Source organism: Pontibacter sp. T17 (genome assembly GCF_057219875.1).
Window position 1 is genome coordinate 1,114,044 of record NZ_JBXVVW010000002.1, and the last position, 16,588, is coordinate 1,130,631.

At 60.4% G+C, this 16,588-nt stretch carries 15 protein-coding genes; 4 read left to right on the forward strand and 11 right to left on the reverse strand.

The window, feature by feature from the left end:
- Positions 1-41: 41 nt before the first annotated feature.
- The 3 genes from AC2D8O_RS12905 to AC2D8O_RS12915 all read right to left on the reverse strand — a co-directional run bounded on the left by AC2D8O_RS12905 (position 42) and on the right by AC2D8O_RS12915 (position 2,594).
- Positions 42-737, reverse strand: coding sequence for an ABC transporter ATP-binding protein (locus tag AC2D8O_RS12905; RefSeq protein WP_484679247.1), 696 nt, complete (start codon positions 735-737; stop codon positions 42-44).
- A 68-nt stretch (positions 738-805) separates the two neighbouring features.
- Complete coding sequence (locus tag AC2D8O_RS12910; protein WP_484679248.1) at positions 806-2,056, reverse strand: efflux RND transporter periplasmic adaptor subunit; 1,251 nt, start codon at positions 2,054-2,056, stop codon at positions 806-808.
- Between the two features lie 157 nt (positions 2,057-2,213).
- On the reverse strand, positions 2,214-2,594 hold the full coding sequence (locus AC2D8O_RS12915) for a hypothetical protein (RefSeq protein WP_484679249.1): 381 nt from the start codon (positions 2,592-2,594) through the stop codon (positions 2,214-2,216).
- A 207-nt stretch (positions 2,595-2,801) separates the two neighbouring features.
- Here AC2D8O_RS12915 and AC2D8O_RS12920 point away from each other — a divergent pair, with 207 nt between their 5' ends.
- The 3 genes from AC2D8O_RS12920 (at position 2,802) to AC2D8O_RS12930 (ending at position 5,968) form a co-directional block, all read left to right on the forward strand.
- Complete coding sequence (locus AC2D8O_RS12920) at positions 2,802-2,969, forward strand: hypothetical protein (protein ID WP_484679250.1); 168 nt, start codon at positions 2,802-2,804, stop codon at positions 2,967-2,969.
- A gap of 181 nt (positions 2,970-3,150) precedes the next feature.
- Positions 3,151-4,584 (forward strand): sigma-54-dependent transcriptional regulator, encoded by a 1,434-nt coding sequence (locus tag AC2D8O_RS12925; RefSeq protein WP_484679251.1) that lies wholly within the window; start codon positions 3,151-3,153, stop codon positions 4,582-4,584.
- Positions 4,574-5,968, forward strand: a complete 1,395-nt coding sequence (locus tag AC2D8O_RS12930; RefSeq protein ID WP_484679252.1) for a sensor histidine kinase — start codon at positions 4,574-4,576, stop codon at positions 5,966-5,968. The genes AC2D8O_RS12925 and AC2D8O_RS12930 overlap by 11 nt, the downstream gene beginning before the upstream one ends.
- An 8-nt stretch (positions 5,969-5,976) precedes the next feature.
- Here AC2D8O_RS12930 and AC2D8O_RS12935 read toward each other — a convergent pair whose 3' ends face one another.
- Both AC2D8O_RS12935 and gldD read right to left on the reverse strand, forming a co-directional pair.
- Positions 5,977-6,921 carry an OmpA family protein gene (locus tag AC2D8O_RS12935; protein ID WP_484679253.1) on the reverse strand — a complete coding sequence of 315 codons (945 nt, stop codon included), beginning with the start codon at positions 6,919-6,921 and terminating at the stop codon, positions 5,977-5,979.
- A 24-nt stretch (positions 6,922-6,945) separates the two neighbouring features.
- Positions 6,946-7,512 (reverse strand): gliding motility lipoprotein GldD, encoded by a 567-nt coding sequence (gldD, locus tag AC2D8O_RS12940; RefSeq protein ID WP_484679254.1) that lies wholly within the window; start codon positions 7,510-7,512, stop codon positions 6,946-6,948.
- Between the two features lie 93 nt (positions 7,513-7,605).
- On the opposite strand from gldD, the gene AC2D8O_RS12945 reads away from it, so the two are divergent.
- A complete protein-coding gene (locus AC2D8O_RS12945; RefSeq protein WP_484679255.1) occupies positions 7,606-11,220 on the forward strand; it encodes an ATP-binding protein in 3,615 nt (1,204 codons plus the stop codon).
- A 21-nt stretch (positions 11,221-11,241) separates the two neighbouring features.
- Here the strand turns inward: AC2D8O_RS12945 and AC2D8O_RS12950 are convergent, their stop codons facing one another.
- The 6 genes from AC2D8O_RS12950 to AC2D8O_RS12975 form a co-directional block, all read right to left on the reverse strand.
- Positions 11,242-11,634: a heavy-metal-associated domain-containing protein gene (locus AC2D8O_RS12950; RefSeq protein WP_484679256.1), complete on the reverse strand. Its 393-nt coding sequence runs from the start codon at positions 11,632-11,634 to the stop codon at positions 11,242-11,244.
- Positions 11,635-11,663: 29 nt separating this feature from the next.
- Positions 11,664-13,907: a TonB-dependent receptor gene (locus AC2D8O_RS12955; RefSeq protein ID WP_484679257.1), complete on the reverse strand. Its 2,244-nt coding sequence runs from the start codon at positions 13,905-13,907 to the stop codon at positions 11,664-11,666.
- A gap of 107 nt (positions 13,908-14,014) precedes the next feature.
- Positions 14,015-14,437 carry an HYC_CC_PP family protein gene (locus tag AC2D8O_RS12960; protein WP_484679258.1) on the reverse strand — a complete coding sequence of 141 codons (423 nt, stop codon included), beginning with the start codon at positions 14,435-14,437 and terminating at the stop codon, positions 14,015-14,017.
- Between the two features lie 59 nt (positions 14,438-14,496).
- On the reverse strand, positions 14,497-15,360 hold the full coding sequence (rlmB, locus tag AC2D8O_RS12965; protein ID WP_484679259.1) for a 23S rRNA (guanosine(2251)-2'-O)-methyltransferase RlmB: 864 nt from the start codon (positions 15,358-15,360) through the stop codon (positions 14,497-14,499).
- A 77-nt stretch (positions 15,361-15,437) separates the two neighbouring features.
- Positions 15,438-15,656, reverse strand: a complete 219-nt coding sequence (locus tag AC2D8O_RS12970) for a type II toxin-antitoxin system antitoxin (RefSeq protein ID WP_484679260.1) — start codon at positions 15,654-15,656, stop codon at positions 15,438-15,440.
- Between the two features lie 19 nt (positions 15,657-15,675).
- Complete coding sequence (locus tag AC2D8O_RS12975; RefSeq protein ID WP_484679261.1) at positions 15,676-16,554, reverse strand: SPFH domain-containing protein; 879 nt, start codon at positions 16,552-16,554, stop codon at positions 15,676-15,678.
- Between the last annotated feature and the right edge of the window lie 34 nt (positions 16,555-16,588).

Sequence of the window (16,588 nt, forward strand, 5' to 3'; positions counted from 1 at the left end):
AGTGAGTGGGCCGAAGAATGGGAATAGTCCCCCGATTTTACCTACACATAGAAGCGCTGCTTGATGTTTTCGGTGACGACCTGGCCGTCAAAGAGGTGCACGACGCGGTGTGCGTGTTCGCTCTGGGCGGGACTGTGCGTTACCATAACGATGGTGGTGCCGGCGGCGTTGAGTTCCTGCAGGAGCTTCATGACCTCCTCACCGTGGGCTGAGTCGAGGTTACCGGTCGGTTCATCCGCGAGGATGAGGTTGGGCTTGGCGATGATGGCACGGGCAATGGCGACACGCTGCTGCTGACCGCCGGAGAGCTGCTGTGGGAAGTGGCCACGGCGGTGCATCATGTTCATCTGCTCCAGGGCTTCTTCTACGCGCTTCTTACGCTCGGCGGCGCCCACCTTCAGGTACAGCAGGGGCAGCTCTACGTTTTCGAACACGGTGAGTTCGTCAATGAGATTGAAACTCTGGAAGACGAAGCCGATATTCTGCTTGCGGAGGTTGGCGCGCTGGCGCTCGGTGCGCTTGCTCACCTCTTCGTTCATGAACCAGAACTCGCCACTGCCGGGGTTGTCGAGCAGCCCCAGGATGTTCAGCAGGGTAGACTTGCCACAACCGGAAGGACCCATGATGGCGATGAACTCGCCTTTGTTCACTTCCATGTTGACGTTGTTCAGCGCAGTGGTTTCCACTTCATCGGTGGCGTATACTTTGCTGAGATTGACGGTTTTGATTACGTGCATGACGCTATAGAGATAAGGAGAGAGTGAGAGAAATGAGAGAGAGACGGTAGGACGGAAGTTGCGAGGGGTCAGTCGAAGATGAGCACTTCGTTGGTACCGAAGTTTTCGTAGGACGAAGTGATGACTCTGTCGCCAGGCTCCAAGCCGCTGAGAACCTCGAAGAACTCGGGATTTTTGCGGCCGAGGGTGACGGCCCGGCGAACGGCGCGCTTGTCGCCATCTTCGAGGACGAAAATCCAACTGCCACCGGTGTCTTTGTAGAAGCCGCCCATGGGCAGAAGCACAGCCTGCTCGGGGTTGCCCAGTTCCAGGCGGATGTGGAGGGTCTGGCCGCGGCGAAGGTTGGCGGGCAGCTTGCCGATGAAAAGCATATCTACCTCAAAGCGCCCCTCGGCAATGGTAGGGTACACCTTGGAGATTTCGAGGGTGTAGGTTTTGCCGTCGAACTCGAAGGTGCCACGCTGGCCGGGGTTGATGCGGGAGAGATAGAGTTCGTCGATGCGAACGCGGGCCTTGTAGGCGTCGAGGATGTCGACCTGGCCGAGACGCTGACCAGGGGTGATGTTCTGGCCGATGCGGAGGTCGGGGCTGGTAAACTGGCCTTTGAAGGGAGCGCGGATTTCGAGGTTTTCGCGGAGGCCACTGATTTTGTTCAGCTGCACGAGCATGTTGCGCGCCTGGCGGTCGAGCTGGGTGCCCTGTTCGAGACGGAGGAGCGAGTCGCGGCGATAGGCAGCATAGGTAATGTCGCGGCGGCGAACGTAATAGAGGTATTCCTCGGCCACAAGTTCATAGTCGCGCTTGGAGATGGCGCCAGAGGCAAAGAGTTCCTTGTAGCGCTCATACTGGGGCTTGAGGGTGGCAATCCGGTAATCTATTTCGGCCACCTGGTTGGCGAGGCTGAGGCTGTTGGTCTCGAGGTTAAGGCGGGTGTTGCGGATGTTGTTGATCTGCTCGGTGGTCTGGGTCTCGCGGGTGATGACGTCAAGCTCCATCTGGGGGTTTGCCAGCGCCACGAGGAGGTCGCCCTTCTGCACCATTGCGCCCGACTCGCGGTAGATTTTCTGGATCTGGCCGCCCTGAATCGCGTCGATGAAGATGGTCTGGATGGGCTCCACGGTGCCGGTCACCGGGATGAACTCAAGGAAGTCGCCTTTCTTGATTTCACTGACAGTGAGTTTATCGAGCTCTACATTGAGCCGGCTGCGCCTGTCGGCGAAAACAAGCACATATATCAGCAGCAGGGGCAGCACCACCGCACCGGCAATGAGGGCGATGCGGGTGGGAGTCCATTTCTTTTTCTGTATGACGCGGTCCATAAGGTTGGGGGCAGTGGAAGCCGGAAGTAAGAGTGAAGTGGCGAAAGGTGTGCCAGAGGCTGTGGAGTGAGTGACAGTCCTTCTGGCGGCAGAAGTGTTAATGGAGGCTGTCCGGCGACGAACAGTAGGTGTCCGCCAGCGAACAGCTCAGCGGCTGTCAGAGCGAAACGTTGTCTTCGCGGCGAAGGAGTGTCGAGAGGTCGGAAAGGCGGGCCAGATACAGGTATGCCTGGGTGCCATCGGCCAACTGCATATTCACTTGAATGCGGCCATCAACGGCGAGAGCCTGTACCGACTTGATGGTGACCGTACGGTTGGCCTCCGTGATGGGGATGATGTCGAAGCGGTGTTCGTCGGCGGTGGCTACATAGAGGTAGTCGATGGTGAGTTGCCACTCGCCAGCGAACCAGTTGCTCTCGGTCGACTCGGCGACGAGCGAGGTGCGGGTGGCGGTGGGGCTTTGGGCATCTACCGTGAGGCCAAGCAGAATGAGGGCAGCGGCCAGAAGGGGGGTGAGGGGGCGAAGGGCGCGTGACATATTGAGAGAGCGTTGAGTGTGAGTGAGTGAGTGAAAGAGTGTGTCTGTGCCAGCCGTTTGAGTGAGTGTGTGACTGGCACATCCCACCTTTGTCAACTGCCGTGCCAAACTGCAAAAAACGGGTCTATTTCGCCAGAGGAAGCATTTTGTGTTAACAGACTCGTTCGGTGGCGAACACCTGCTGTCCGGTATCGGACAGCCTGATGGATGGGCCTGCCCGAGTGCAAAAACAAAAAGCCCCAGGCTGTCCCGGGGCTCATTTCCGACTCGTTTTCCTGGCTTCTCTTCCTGCCTGCGCCCAGTGATGTCGGCTGGTTGCTGGCGGGTGTCGAAGCCTTCTCCGGCACGGCACTTGCCAACTTCCATGCCAGCTGACAAAACAGGCTGTTTGTGGCTGTGAATGCCGTTTTGCTCCGGCTGGCTTGTTCGCCACCGAACAGGCACTGTCCGATATCGGACAGCGATGTCTGGATTTTCGTTACCTTAACCTAGCCCTGCTGCGCCGCTACAGGCGATTTCAGCACTGATGCATTTCCCGGTACAATGTTTGCCCATCATGCCCCGCAAGGAACAAACCCCCGATGCCCCCGCTATGGCCCTGTCGAACGACCCCATCGGCAAAGTGCTGATGGTAGACGATGATGAAGACGTGTTGAAAGCCGCCCGTATGCTGCTTAAGCGGCACGTGCAACAGATGGACATCGAAAAGAATCCGAATGCCATCCCTACCCTGCTGAAGAATACGCATTATGACGTGATTCTGCTGGACATGAACTTCACGAAAGATGTGGCCAGCGGACATGAGGGCTTTGCCTGGCTGGAGCGCATACTGGAGATAGACCCTTCAGCGGTGGTGGTGCTGATCACAGCCTATGGCGACGTAGACATGGCCGTTCGGGCCATCAAGGCGGGGGCCACGGATTTCGTCATCAAGCCGTGGAACAACGAGAAGCTCATAGCCACGGTGTTCTCGGCGATGAAGCTGCGGCGGGCACAGAACCAGGTGGACGAACTGCGCAGCCGCCAGAGCCTGCTGGCCCAGGATCTGGACCAGATGTTTCAGGACATCGTAGGCAAAAGCAGTGGCATGCTGAAGGTGTTTGAAACCGTGCTGCGCGTAGCTGAAACCGATGCCAACGTACTGATACTGGGCGAGAACGGCACCGGCAAGGAGCTGATAGCGCGAGCGCTGCACCGACACTCGAAACGCGCGAAAGAAGTCTTTGTAGGCGTAGACCTGGGCTCAATAGCGGAAACGCTGTTCGAAAGCGAACTGTTTGGCCACCAGAAAGGCGCCTTCACCGATGCACGCGAAGACCGCGCAGGTCGCTTTGAAGTAGCCAACGGCGGCACCATCTTCCTCGATGAAATCGGCAACCTGAGCATGGCCCTACAGGGCAAACTGCTGACCGTGCTGCAAAGCCGCCAGGTAACGCGCATAGGCAGCAACAAGCCCAAAGGCATTGACATACGGCTGGTGTGTGCCACCAACAAAGATCCCTACGAGATGGTGAACCAGGGCAGCTTCCGGCAGGATTTGCTCTACCGCATCAACACCATCGAGATCAAACTGCCGCCGCTGCGCGAGCGTAAGGAAGACATACCCCTGCTGGCCAACCACTTCCTGGAGTCGTTTGCCCGGAAGTACAAGAAAACCACCCGCACCATCAGTCAGCCAGCCATGAACAAGCTGACGGGCTATGCCTGGCCGGGCAACATCCGCGAGCTGCAGCACACACTGGAGCGGGCCGTCATCCTGAGCGATGCCGCCTTATTACAGCCCGACGACATACTGCTGTCGGTCACCAACACCCAGCCGGGGGGGGAAGCCGGCAATGTGCAACTGGACAACTACAACCTGGAAGAGCTGGAGAAGGTGATGATCCGAAAGGTGCTGAACAAGCACAACGGCAACATCTCCAACGCTGCCCGCGAACTGGGCCTAACCCGCGCCTCGCTGTACCGACGCCTCGAAAAGCATGGCCTTTGATCATTTCCGCATCCGGCTGGCCGCACGCCTGACGGGCATTCTGCTGACGCTGCTGGTCATTGTGCTGTTGGCCGCCCTGTCTGACCAATACCTGGCAGTGGGGCTGCTGGCGTGCCTGCTGGTATTTCAGGTAGTGGCACTATATCGGCTGGTAGACACCACCAACCAGAAACTGAAGTTCTTTCTCGAAAGCATTCGCTACGGCGATTTCTCGATAAGTTTCACGCACGACAACCGCCTGGGTGGATCGTTCCGAGAGCTGAACGAGCAGTTCACGGCGGTGATCCGCGACTTCCAGAAAACCCGCGCCGAGAAAGAGGAGAACCTGCGCTATCTGGACACCGTGGTGCAGCACGTGAGCACGGGCCTTCTGGTGTTTGACCAGAACGGAAAGATAGAGCTGATCAACACCGCGGCGCGCAACCTGCTGGGTCAGACAGCCTACCGCAACATATCGGAGATAGAACGCAGCCACCCGGCGCTGGTGCAAGCGTTTAGGACGCTGCGCAGCGGCAGCAGCTCGCTGGAGCGAATTGGCGTGGAGGAAAATACCGAACGCCAGCTGAGCGTGCAGGCTGCCGAATTCTGGATGCGGGGCCGGGCACTGAAACTGGTGTCATTGCAGAACATCCAGGTAGAACTGGAGCAGAAAGAGCTGGAAGCCTGGCGCAACCTGGCCCGCGTGCTGCGCCACGAAATCATGAACAGCATCACCCCCATCAGCTCGCTGAGCGGCACCGTGCGCGAACTGATAGAGGAAGAAGCCACCCACACCGTGGCCAACGGCGTAGACCAGGTGGTGCTGACGCCCGAGACCTTCGAAGACCTGCGCGACAGCCTTGAGACCATCGAGAAGCGCAGCCAGGGGCTCATCCACTTTGTGGATGCCTACCGCAACTTCACCAGCATACCCACACCGAAGCTGCAACGCACTGAGATTCGGCGTCTGATACAGCAGATAGAACTGCTGCTGCGTGAGCAGGCCGAAAAACGTCAGGTGACCCTGCTGGTGACTGTAGACCCAGCCGACCTGCACATCCAGGCCGATCCCGATTTGATTGAGATGGTGCTGATCAACCTGGTGAAGAATGCAGTGGAAGCCTTTCCGGAAGCCGAACCGGGCACCGACCCCATGACGCGCCGCGTGGCATTGGTGGCCCGCCGCGAAGAAGGCCGGGTAGCCATTCATGTGGCCGACAACGGGCCGGGTATTATCCCCGAGGCACTGGAGCGCATCTTCATTCCGTTCTACACCACAAAGCGCGGGGGCTCGGGCATCGGGCTGTCGTGGTCGCGGCAGATCATGCACCAGCACGGCGGCTCGCTTACGGCGCAGTCGGAGCCCGACCAGCAGACGGTGTTCACGCTGCGGTTTGCCGCCTGAGCCCGGCGTTACTTCTTCCGCTTGGGGGCTGGCTTTCCCTTGATCTTAGCTGCTGGCTTTGAGGCTGGTTTAGCAGCAGGTTTGGCCTGCTGCGGTGATGGCTCGACCAGCGCAAAAAGTGCTTTAAGGTCAGGTGCGAGCACCAACTCGATGCGACGGTTGCGGGCCTTGCCTTCGGGGGTGTCGTTGCTGGCAACAGGCGCATAAGCACTGCGGCCTGCGGCGATGACCCGACTGCGCGATACCCCACCCTCGGTGGTCAGCAGGCGCACCACCTCAGTGGCCCGCAGCACGGAGAGGTCCCAGTTGTCCTGAATGGCACCAAGGTTGGTGACGGGCACGTTGTCGGTGTGGCCCTCCACGGTAACGTCGAGGTTGGGCTGGGTCTTGAGCACGGTGGCGAGTTCCAGCAGGGCGGCGCGGCCTTTGCGGTCCAGCTTGGTTTCGCCTGTTTCGAAAAGCAGTTGGTTGGGCAGCGACACATATACGCGGCCATTGCGCTCGGCTACGTCGAGGCCCGAGTCGCGGAAGCCTGTGAGCGCCTGTGCCACCTTCTGGCGCAGGGCCACAGCGGCCGAGTCACGGACGAAGATTTCGCGCTCCAGTCGGTCGCGGTCGGCCAGAAGCTGCTGGGTGGTTTCGCCGCTGTTGTTGGCCAGCTTGTCGTAGTTGTCTTTCAGCTGGCGGTAGCGGGCCTCGGCCTGGGCCACCATTTCCTCCATCTGCTGGTGCTCAGTATCCAGGCGCTTGATGTCGGCATTGCGGGCGCGCAACCCGGTACGCAGGGCAGTGGTGTCGGCCTGCAGTTCCGTCACCTGCTGGCGGGTGGCCTGCAGCGTGCGTTCCAGTGCCTCTGCCGTCGACACCTGTGCAAGATATTCCTTCTTGGACACACAGCTTCCGGCAACCATTCCGACAGCCAGTACACCCAGAAAAACAGTTGCAGTTCTCATGATTATCGTTGTGCTAACGGCGATTTACTTCCACTGGATTGACTTGGCCATGTGCAGCAGATCGGCCTTCATGTACTCGATTACCGGCGCCAGCGAGTCGTTCTTAAGCGCCGTGCGAAAGTAGAAAGACGTCATGACGGCGTTGGCGGAACTATCAGTAAAAAAGAACTGCGCCGACGTCGGAACCTCGCCATAAATCTGGAAATAGACACCGCCTCCGGTGCCGGAAACTATGCGCTCTTCCGTGATCTCGCTGGCCTTCTCAGTGTGCTTGTAAATAAGCCTGCGATAATCTTCATAGGCTGTAGAGGCGCCCTTCGGGCCTTTGGGTGCAAGGCCCCGACTGGTGATGTGCCAACGACAGCCGAGTGTCGGAAACTCGATATCGACATAACAGGAATCGATGCGGCCGGTGAGCACTTTACCGATGGCCGGATACTCAAAAGTGAAGGGGCAGTGTGGATCGCTGAAGCGGGTGTAGGTGTGCGCCGGAAGTTCCAGGCGGTGGAAGCCTCTGGGGCGCGGCCGTGTGTCGGCGGCAGAGCAGCCAGCCAGCAGGACCACTGCAAGCAGAAAAGATAAACCACGCATAGGCTTGCAAGTTAAGCTCCGTGCGTGTGTCAGCTGCCCAACTTCCGTTATATTTGTTTGCGTCATCCAGACCGAATTTCACACAACACACGCATGTTGTCTGGCTTTGCCATACCCTCAGTTTTTAAGGCCTCGGCCCGGGGTATCTGCACAGCCGCCTGTCTGGGTATTGCTGCACTGCTACCCCTGCCTGGGCATGCCCAGGACGACGATGCCAGCGAAACAGGCCTGCCGTTTGTCCAGAATTACTCGCCAAAGGTTTATCACGCCGAAACCCAGAACTGGGACATCGTGCAGGACCAGCGGGGTATTATCTACATCGGCAACAACGACGGCGTACTGGAGTACGACGGCAGCTTCTGGCGCCTTATCCCCACGGCCAACAAAACATCGGTTCGCTCGCTGAACATCGACCGTGGCGGGCGCATCTGGGTGGGTGCCAAGACAGAAATCGGCTATCTGAAGCCCGATGCCCAAGGCGTACTGCGCTATGTGAGCCTGATGCAGGCCGTGCCACAGGCCTTCCGCGACTTCCAGCGGGTGGAAAATGTGGTGCCACTGCACGACTCGGTGTTCTTCAGCTCTACTGCCGTATTGCTGGTGTGGGATGGCACAAAAATGACCGGCTTCAAGCCTGAGACGGAGTTTCGATTCACATACGCCAATCAGAATCAGGTGTATACGGTGCAGGATGAACTGGGCCTCTTTCACCTGGACCAAGGCCGAATGGTACTGCTGCCTGGCACCCGGCTCTTGGGCGAAAGCCGCGTGGTGGGCGTAGAGCATCTGGACAACGGTAATGTGCTGTTTGTGACCCGCAAGGCCGGGCTGCAAATCTGGGACGGAAAGCGACTGACCCCCTACCTGCCTGGGCTGCGGGCGTTTCTGGAAACCCATCGGGTATACTGTTCCACCCTGCTGCCCGATGGCAATCTGGCACTGGGCACCCTGTATGCCGGGGTAGTGATCCTCAACCGGCGGGGCGAAATAGTGCGGGTGCTGGACAAAAAACGTGGCCTGCACGACCAGACCATTCTCTTCCTGCGAACCGACCGCGAACGAGCCCTGTGGATCGGCACCAACAACGGCGTGTCGCGGGTGGAGCCCAGCGGCCGCCTCTCTTTTTTTAATGACCAATTGGGCTTGCCCGGCGACGTACGGGCTACGGCGCGCTTTGGTGGCCGCCTGTATGCCACCACCAGCCAAGGTCTGTTTGTGATGAAGCCCCCCACGGCACCCGGCCAGGTGGAGGGCGTGACAGGCCGCACCTTTGAGGCCGTGCCCGGCCTTGACATCGACTCGTGGGAAATGGCCGTGGCACCCACCCCCGGCAGTGCCAACCGTTCCAGCCTCGTTGTAACCTCCAGCGATGGCGCCTTTGTGGTGGACGCCCCCGGATTGCCTGCCCGCAAGGTACCCTGTGGCGGCCTGTTCACCCTGCATGTAAGCAACCGCTACCCCGGCATCGTGTACCTCGGCGGGGCCGATGGCGTGTTTGTGCTGAAAGCGCAAGGCACACAGGGCTATCAGCTGCTGGGCCGCCTGGAAGGCATAAACAAGGAGGTGCGCTCGATACAGGAAACGCCGGAAGGTTGGCTGTGGATGGGCTCGCAGTTTCAGGGCGTGGTGCGCGCCGATATGCGCCAGGCGTTTTCGCTGAAGCCGCCCGTGCGCGAGTTCACCACCGCCAATGGCCTCCCCACCAACAACCTCAACGTATTCCGTACCGTCTATGGCCAGACGCTCATTGCCACACAGGCCGGCGTGTACCGTATGGAGCAGGTGCCTGGGCAAAAAGCCGACAGCCTTCGCTTCGTACCCGACAACCGTTTCGACAGCATCTATGGCGGCCGCATGCGCCCCTGGATTCTGCACATGGCCCTGATGCCCGACAGCACCCTGCTGCTACACACCTACCCCATCCGACGTACACTGGCCGTGCGGCCCAACACCAAAGGCCAGATGGTATCGGGGGTGCTGCCGCTGCTGCGCATGCAAGGGCAGGATGTGTATGCTTTTGTACCCGAAGCCGACAGCGTGGTGTGGATGTGTGGCGCCGAGGGGCTGGTGCGCTTCGACAGCCGCCACGACCGCGCAGGCACGTTTACCTTCCTGCCGCTGATTCGGCGGGTGGTGATGGATGAAGACTCCACGCTGTTTGGCGGCACCTTCATGACGGCGGGTGGCACGGTGACGCCTTTCCAGCATGAGTTTCTGCAACCGCAGCTGCTCTCTGACCAGAACGCCCTGCGCTTTGAGTGCGCCGCCACCACCTTCGACGACGCCGCCGGCCTGGTGTACCAGTACTGGCTGGAGGGTTTCGACAACAAATGGAGCGACTGGACCACCAAGACCGACAAGCAGTACACCAACCTGCCGCATGGCACCTACACCTTTAAAGTGCGTGTGCGCAACAGCGCCGGGCTGGTGAGCGTGCCCAATAAATACACCTTCCACATAGCGCGGCCGTGGTACCTGACGTGGTGGGCCTGGGCGCTGTATGTGGTAGGGGCCATTGGCCTGATGTGGGGCGTGGTGCACCTGCGGTCGCGGCGGCTGGAGCAGGAAAACCGCAGGCTGGAAGCCATCGTGGGTGAACGCACTGCCGAATTGGCCCGCCAGAAGGGCGCACTGGAAGAAGCCAACCACGCCATTGCCACGCAGAACCAGGAAATCAGCCACCGGAACGAGGAGCTTGCCACCGCGCTGGAAGAACTGCGCGCCACCCAGAACCAACTGATCGTGACCGAACGCATGGCCGCCGTGGGCCGACTGGTAGACGGCGTGGCCCACCAGCTGAACACCCCGCTGGGTGCCATGAAGGCCTCGGCCCAGAACCTGGACAAACTGCTGACCGACATCCTTGGACCCTACCCCGTGTGGCTGGCCGACCTGCCCGCCGCCGACCGAGAGCAGTATCTGAGCCTGGCGGCACGGATGCTCTCGAACCGCGAGGAGCTGAGCACCAAGGAAGAACGCGCCCAGCGGCGCACAATGGCTGCCGCGCTGGAAGCCACTGGCCGCGCCCCGCTGGAAGTGGACGAACTGGCCCGCAAAACCGTGGAGGTGGGCCTCAGCCGCTACCCCGACGATGTCATTGCCCTGCTGCAGAAACCCTGGGGCACACAGGCCATCGAGTATATGCACAAACTGGGGCGCAGCGTGGTGTCCATCAGCACGATGTCGCTGTCGGCGGGCAAGGCTGAGAAAATCGTCTACACCCTGAAATCGTACAGCCGGATGGACGAAGGCGGCGTGCCTGTGCCGGTAGACATAGCTGATACCCTGAACGAAGCACTCATACTGAACGCCAACCCTATCCGGCAGCGGGTAGAACTCATACGCGACTTCCAGTCCTGTGCGCCTGTAATGGTAATGCACTCGGCGCTGGTGCAGGTGTGGAACAACCTCATCTCCAACTCGCTGATGGCCATGCCCAACGGTGGCATCCTGACGCTGAAACTGTGGCAGGAACACGACGAGGCCGTGGTGAGTATCAGCGACAGTGGCAGCGGCATTGCGCCCGAAATCGCAGACCGCGTGTTCGACCCCTTCTTCTCCACCCGCGACCAGGGCGAGGGCGTAGGGCTGGGGCTGGACCTCTGCCGCCGCATCGTCACGCAGTCGGGCGGTACCATCTATTTTGACAGCAAAACCGGCAGCACGACCTTTTGGGTCAGGCTGCCGGTTTTCACAACAACGCCATAAAGGGCGAAGTACCGGGCTGTATCAGCGACCCATGGGGCCGTCGGTATGGGCTGCTGCGGTCTTCTGGCAGCAGGGCTCCAGACGGTCGTGGGCCTTCTTGTCGGCGGGCACGTCGTCGGCGTCATAGCCTGTCAGCGACACCGCCTTGCGCAGCTTGGCAGGGTTGGTGCGGCTGGGGTCGTACCATACCGTGAGCACCTTGGTTTCCATGTTGAGCTCGGCCCGCGACACGCCGCGTTCGAACTTCATGGTCTTGTACAGGTTGGTGCGGCACATGCCACACTTGGCCGAGGTCTGAATGGCCAGGCTTGTGCCGCCTTCTGCCTGGGCAGCAGGAACGGTCTGGGCATTGGCTGTGGCGCCGAACAGCAGGCCAAAGGCCATGGCGCCGGCAGTAAGAAGGGAACGGAACATAGGTATTAAGAGAGTTGAAAGTTTGGTAATCAATTGGAAGCGGCGGGGCCGGGAATCATGAAACGGAAGCCTGCATAGACTACGCGGCCCATGACGGGGCCCCACACCAGCGAGCTGTCGAAGTATGGACCGTAGGGGTCTTTGGCCGCAACGAGCGGATCGAGCTGGCGGAAGTTGGTGAGGTTTTCGACGCCGACATACAGCTCGAACTTCTTGCTGAAGACGTGCGTCACCTGGGCGTTGAAAACCGTGTAGCTGGGTGCCTGCGCGCGCACACGGTACTCGGCGGGGTTGTTCAGCGTTTCGGGCAGGCGCTGCGGGCCATACCAGTGCATGGTGGCGTCGAACTTCCAGCGGCTGAGCTCATACGCCAGGTTGACGAGGCCGCGGTGCTGGGCGGTGAGGGGGCGCTGGCGCACTTCGCCGCCAATGGTGCTGCGTACGTCGTAGAACTTGTAGGCCATGCGGAGGTCCAGCCGGTGCAGCAGTTCGTATTCTACCGCCAGCTGCACGGCATGGGCAAACGACTTACCGTTGAGGTTGTAGAAAGCCACGGCGTTGGGGTCGCTGTCCATGTCGACAATCACCTGGTTCTCAAAGTCGCTGCGGTAGGCATCGAGGGTGAGGGTTCCGTAACGGCGGGCCAGGCGGAAGAGCTGGGTTACGTTGAAGCCGTAGTTCCAGGCTACCTCGGGGCGAAGGCCGGGTGCCACCGAAATAAGGCGGGAGCTGGCCAGAATGTTGGGGTTGTCGGCAAAGAGGTTGGCGACGCGCAGGCCCCGGCCACCGGCAATACGGAAGGTGGTGAGGTCGTTGGGGGCATAGCGGATGTGCAGGCGGGGCGTGAAGAAGCCACCGTAGAGGTTGTGCTGGTCGTAGCGCAGGCCTGCCATGAGGGTGAACCTGTCGCCTTCGGTCCAGGTGTACTCAAAGAACGCACCGGGCACCGACTCCTGGCGTTGCAGGCTGGTGAGGTCGAAGCGCTCACGGTACTGGTCGAACACGTAGCTGAGCCCCGTGCGCCACTGGTGGTTGGTGTTGCTGAAGATGGACTGGAAAATGAGGTTTGCATAGCCCCGGCGCTGGCGGCCGTCGTACTCGCGGATGCCGTACACGCCTGCCTGGTTGTGCAGGGTGGTGCCCAGTTGCAGACCAATGCTCTGGTAGGGCTTGGCGGGCCACACGTAGCCGTTCTTGGAGAAGGCTTCGAGGCGCTGGGTGCGGATGCGGATGCCATAGGCGTGGCCGGGCATGGAGGGCATGCCGTCCATCACGTACATCATCTGGCCGGCGCGGCGGTCTTCGTCCAGCACCTGTGCGCCAAACTCGCCCTGAAAGCCGCTGGGCAGACGATACTGCCAGTGGTTGGCGACGGTCAGAATCTTGGGGGCGGCCATGTCGGCAAAGCCGTCGCCGTTGTTGTCCATCACGTCGGCCTGGGTGCTGCCGTGGGTCATGAGCACGGTAGACCATTTGTCGGACAGCTTCTGGGCCAGGTTGAGGTTGGCTTCGTAGCGGCCGGTGTTGTTGGCGTACATGTTGAGGTGCAGACGCTCAAAGTCGGGCTTCTTCAGCGTCACGTTGATCTGGCCCGAGATCGACTCATAGCCCTGCACCACCGAACCCACGCCCTTGCTCACCTGAATAGACTGCACCCAAGGGCCGGGGATGTAGTTGAGGCCATAGGTGCGGCCCAGACCACTCATCAGCGGCACGTTCTCGGTGAGAATCTGCACGTAGCTGCCAGCCAGCCCCAGCATCTGCAACTGCTTGGCGCCCGTGGCACCGTCGCTGATGGAGACGTCTACCGAGGGGTTGGCCTCGAAGCTCTCGCCGAGGTTGCAGCAGGCGGCCTTGCCCAGCTCCTTGATGCCCATCATCTGGGTCTGGACGGGGTTGGCGCGGTCCAGCGTGGTGGCTTTGGCGCGGCCAGTAATCTGGACTTCCGAGAGTTCGCGGCCACGGCCTACCACAAAGCGGGGCGCAGGCGAACCGGGCATCCAGTGCAGGGTGTCGGGGCGCAGGCCCGCCACGCGGGCAACGAGGTTGAAGTGGTGCCCGGCCGACTCCATGCGGAACTTACCGAGGCTGTCGGTGAGAGTGCCCTGCCCGGTTTCGGGCAGAAAGACTTCGGCATAGGGCGCAGGCACTTCCTTGCCCTGGTCGTCGAGCATGTATACCTGACCCTGAATAACAACGGGGGTGTTCTGGGCCAGCGTGAAGAAGGGTAGCAGCAACAGGGCTGCACCTATGATGAAACGAAAGGAGTTCATGTGTGTGAGAATGGAACAGAGTGTGTGAGAAGCGGATGCGCGAAACGCACGCATCAGCGGGCCACCAAAAGCCTTGGGCTTTCAGGGGCGACACAGACTTTCCAGACTCAAATACGCAGCAGGGCAGACTGCAACAGGTAGGCACGGCCATCAGAAGGGCCAGCCAGGGGCGGTGGCGCCAGAACCTCGTCAGAGGTCAGGGCAACCGGTGCGGTGAGCGCGGCCACACGCAGAAACTCCCAATCGGTGGGCAACACCGCCGGGGGCATGGGCACACTCAGGGGCGAAGCGGTGGTGCGCTCAGCCAGGTCAAACGTAACGTGGGAATCGGTGCAGCAGCTGGCTTCGATGCTGGCCTCGGCAGTCATTTCGCTGCCTTTCAGCTCGCAACACTCCTTGCCGGGGTGCAGGGAGACTTCCGTCTCGCGGAAGAGGTTGCAGGTGTGCGCATAAACGGTAGCCTCCAGCGACGACAGCGCGAACACTGTCAACAGCAGGAAGGACAAGACACGTTTTGCGGTAACTCGCATGACCATATAACGTGAGGGGTATCTCGAAAGTATCCGCGTGGATAAATTCTTAACGCTCCTTATGCTTTTCTGCGGCGGCTCACCTCGTAGAGCAGCATTCCGGCGGCAATACCCACGTTGAGCGATGAAATTTTGCCCTTCATGGGAATACGTACCCGTTGGTCGCAGGCTTTGAGCACGGCGGGAGAGATGCCTTCGCCTTCGTCGCCCAGCAGGAGGCACAGGGGCGCTTCGGCGTTAATGACATCGGGGGTGTCGTCGGCCTTTTCGGTGCAGGCAATGACGTTGAGGCCTGCTGCCTGTAATTCGGCCACAGCGTGCTTGGCGCTCTCTACGCGGCAGACAGGCAGATGGGCCAGTGCTCCGGCGCTGGTTTTCATGGCATCGGCCCCCAGGCGTGCGCTGCCATGGCTGGGCAGCAGCAGGGCATGTGCACCCATGCACTCGGCGGTGCGGGCGATGGCGCCGATGTTGCGCACGTCGGTCACGCCGTCGAGCAGGAGCACCAGTGGTACCTCGCCACGCTCGAACACAGCGGCCAGCACGTCGTTGAGGTCCTGGTAGGTAACGGCGCTGACGAACGCCAGTATCCCCTGGTGGTTGCGGCCACGGGCCACTGACTCTATTTTCTCAATGGGCACAAACTGCACAGGCGCCCCGACTTCTTTCAGCTTCTGGCGCAGCTCCATCGACAGCTTGGCATCGTTGCCCTGTACCTCGGCTCCGCGGGCAATGAGTACGCGGTCAAACGGTTTGCCGGCTTCGAGGGCTTCCAGCACGGCGCGGATGCCAAACACGGCGTCGTCGCTGATGGCGGCGGGGCGCTGCCCACCCCCGCGCTGCTGCGGGGGGCGGCCCTGAAACGAGCGTTGGGGGCCACGGCCGTCTCGGCCTCTGTGATCGCGGTCGCTGGAATATGCCATGCGGCAAAGGTACTGCCAAACAGCACGCGGCAGCCTGTGAGGCCGCCGCGCTGTAAAGAAGAGAAACAAAAGAAAACTTAATCCTGTAGGGGAGGGGTATCAATCTGTGTCTCGGGCGGGTCGGAGATGGGTGCCGTACCCTTGGTTTTGGGCAGCCGCCCAGCCCCACGCAGGGCCTGCCGCAACACATACTCCACTTGCCCGTTTACGCTGCGCAGTTCGTCGGCCGCCCAGGCTTCCAGCGCCCGAAAGGTGTCGGTATCCAGCCGCAGCACAAAGTTTTTCTTCTCAGCCATGCCCCTACCCTCCTGTTGCTTAGTGGTGCAGGGTGCCTGCGTTTACTACGGGACTGGCCGCACGGTCTGAACAGAGCACCACCAGCAGGTTGCTCACCATGGCGGCTTTGCGCTCATCGTCCAGGTGCACCACGTCGCGCTCGCTCAGTTTGGTCAGCGCCATTTCCACCATGCTCACGGCGCCTTCCACAATCTGGCGGCGGGCAGCCACCACGGCGGTGGCCTGCTGGCGTTGCAGCATGGCACCTGCAATTTCAGGGGCGTAGGCCAGGTGGCTGATGCGGGCTTCCATTACGCTGAGCCCGGCAAAGTGCAGGCGTTCTTTCAGCTCTTTCTCCAGTTGATCGTTCACCTGTTCGGCGCCAGCGCGGAGGGTCACCTCGTGCTCATCGTCGCTCTCGATATTATCGTAGGCGTAGATACCAGCCATGTGGCGCAGGGCGGCCTCACTCTGGAGGGTCACGAAGCGGTGGTAGTCGTCTACCTCAAAGCTGGCACGAAAGGTATCTTCCACCTGCCACACGATGACGGCAGCAATCTCGATGGGGTTGCCCAGCCGGTCGTTCACCTTGAGGGTCTCGGTGTTGAGGTTACGGGCGCGCAGCGAAATCTTCTTCTTGTCGTAGAAGGGGTTGGTGAAGTAGAAGCCGTTTTCCTTCACCGTACCCTTGTAAGTACCGAAGAGAATGAGCACCCGGCTCTCGTTGGGTTCCACTACCATAAAGCCGCCCATCATGATGAGTGTGGGTATGATCATCACAAAGCCCGCGATGCGGGGAATCCCAGGATGCCTGACTGTTAGATACACAATGAGGGCGATGAGCAGGAACAGTACCCCCAGCATCAGCCCGCCGCTGGCAGGCTTTACGATACGTTCTTGAACAGGAGTGGTTTTCATTTTGAGACAGGTTTGATATTACAATGATATCACA

Excerpts from the sequence above, each read along its gene's own strand:
- AC2D8O_RS12905 (WP_484679247.1), bottom strand. The coding sequence starts at position 737 with ATGCACGTAATCAAAACCGTCAATCTCAGCAAAGTATACGCCACCGAT.
- AC2D8O_RS12910 (WP_484679248.1), bottom strand. The coding sequence starts at position 2,056 with ATGGACCGCGTCATACAGAAAAAGAAATGGACTCCCACCCGCATCGCC.
- AC2D8O_RS12915 (WP_484679249.1), bottom strand. The coding sequence starts at position 2,594 with ATGTCACGCGCCCTTCGCCCCCTCACCCCCCTTCTGGCCGCTGCCCTC.
- AC2D8O_RS12920 (WP_484679250.1), top strand. The coding sequence starts at position 2,802 with ATGGGCCTGCCCGAGTGCAAAAACAAAAAGCCCCAGGCTGTCCCGGGG.
- AC2D8O_RS12925 (WP_484679251.1), top strand. The coding sequence starts at position 3,151 with ATGCCCCGCAAGGAACAAACCCCCGATGCCCCCGCTATGGCCCTGTCG.
- AC2D8O_RS12930 (WP_484679252.1), top strand. The coding sequence starts at position 4,574 with ATGGCCTTTGATCATTTCCGCATCCGGCTGGCCGCACGCCTGACGGGC.
- AC2D8O_RS12935 (WP_484679253.1), bottom strand. The coding sequence starts at position 6,921 with ATGAGAACTGCAACTGTTTTTCTGGGTGTACTGGCTGTCGGAATGGTT.
- gldD (WP_484679254.1), bottom strand. The coding sequence starts at position 7,512 with ATGCGTGGTTTATCTTTTCTGCTTGCAGTGGTCCTGCTGGCTGGCTGC.
- AC2D8O_RS12945 (WP_484679255.1), top strand. The coding sequence starts at position 7,606 with ATGTTGTCTGGCTTTGCCATACCCTCAGTTTTTAAGGCCTCGGCCCGG.
- AC2D8O_RS12950 (WP_484679256.1), bottom strand. The coding sequence starts at position 11,634 with ATGTTCCGTTCCCTTCTTACTGCCGGCGCCATGGCCTTTGGCCTGCTG.
- AC2D8O_RS12955 (WP_484679257.1), bottom strand. The coding sequence starts at position 13,907 with ATGAACTCCTTTCGTTTCATCATAGGTGCAGCCCTGTTGCTGCTACCC.
- AC2D8O_RS12960 (WP_484679258.1), bottom strand. The coding sequence starts at position 14,437 with ATGCGAGTTACCGCAAAACGTGTCTTGTCCTTCCTGCTGTTGACAGTG.
- rlmB (WP_484679259.1), bottom strand. The coding sequence starts at position 15,360 with ATGGCATATTCCAGCGACCGCGATCACAGAGGCCGAGACGGCCGTGGC.
- AC2D8O_RS12970 (WP_484679260.1), bottom strand. The coding sequence starts at position 15,656 with ATGGCTGAGAAGAAAAACTTTGTGCTGCGGCTGGATACCGACACCTTT.
- AC2D8O_RS12975 (WP_484679261.1), bottom strand. The coding sequence starts at position 16,554 with ATGAAAACCACTCCTGTTCAAGAACGTATCGTAAAGCCTGCCAGCGGC.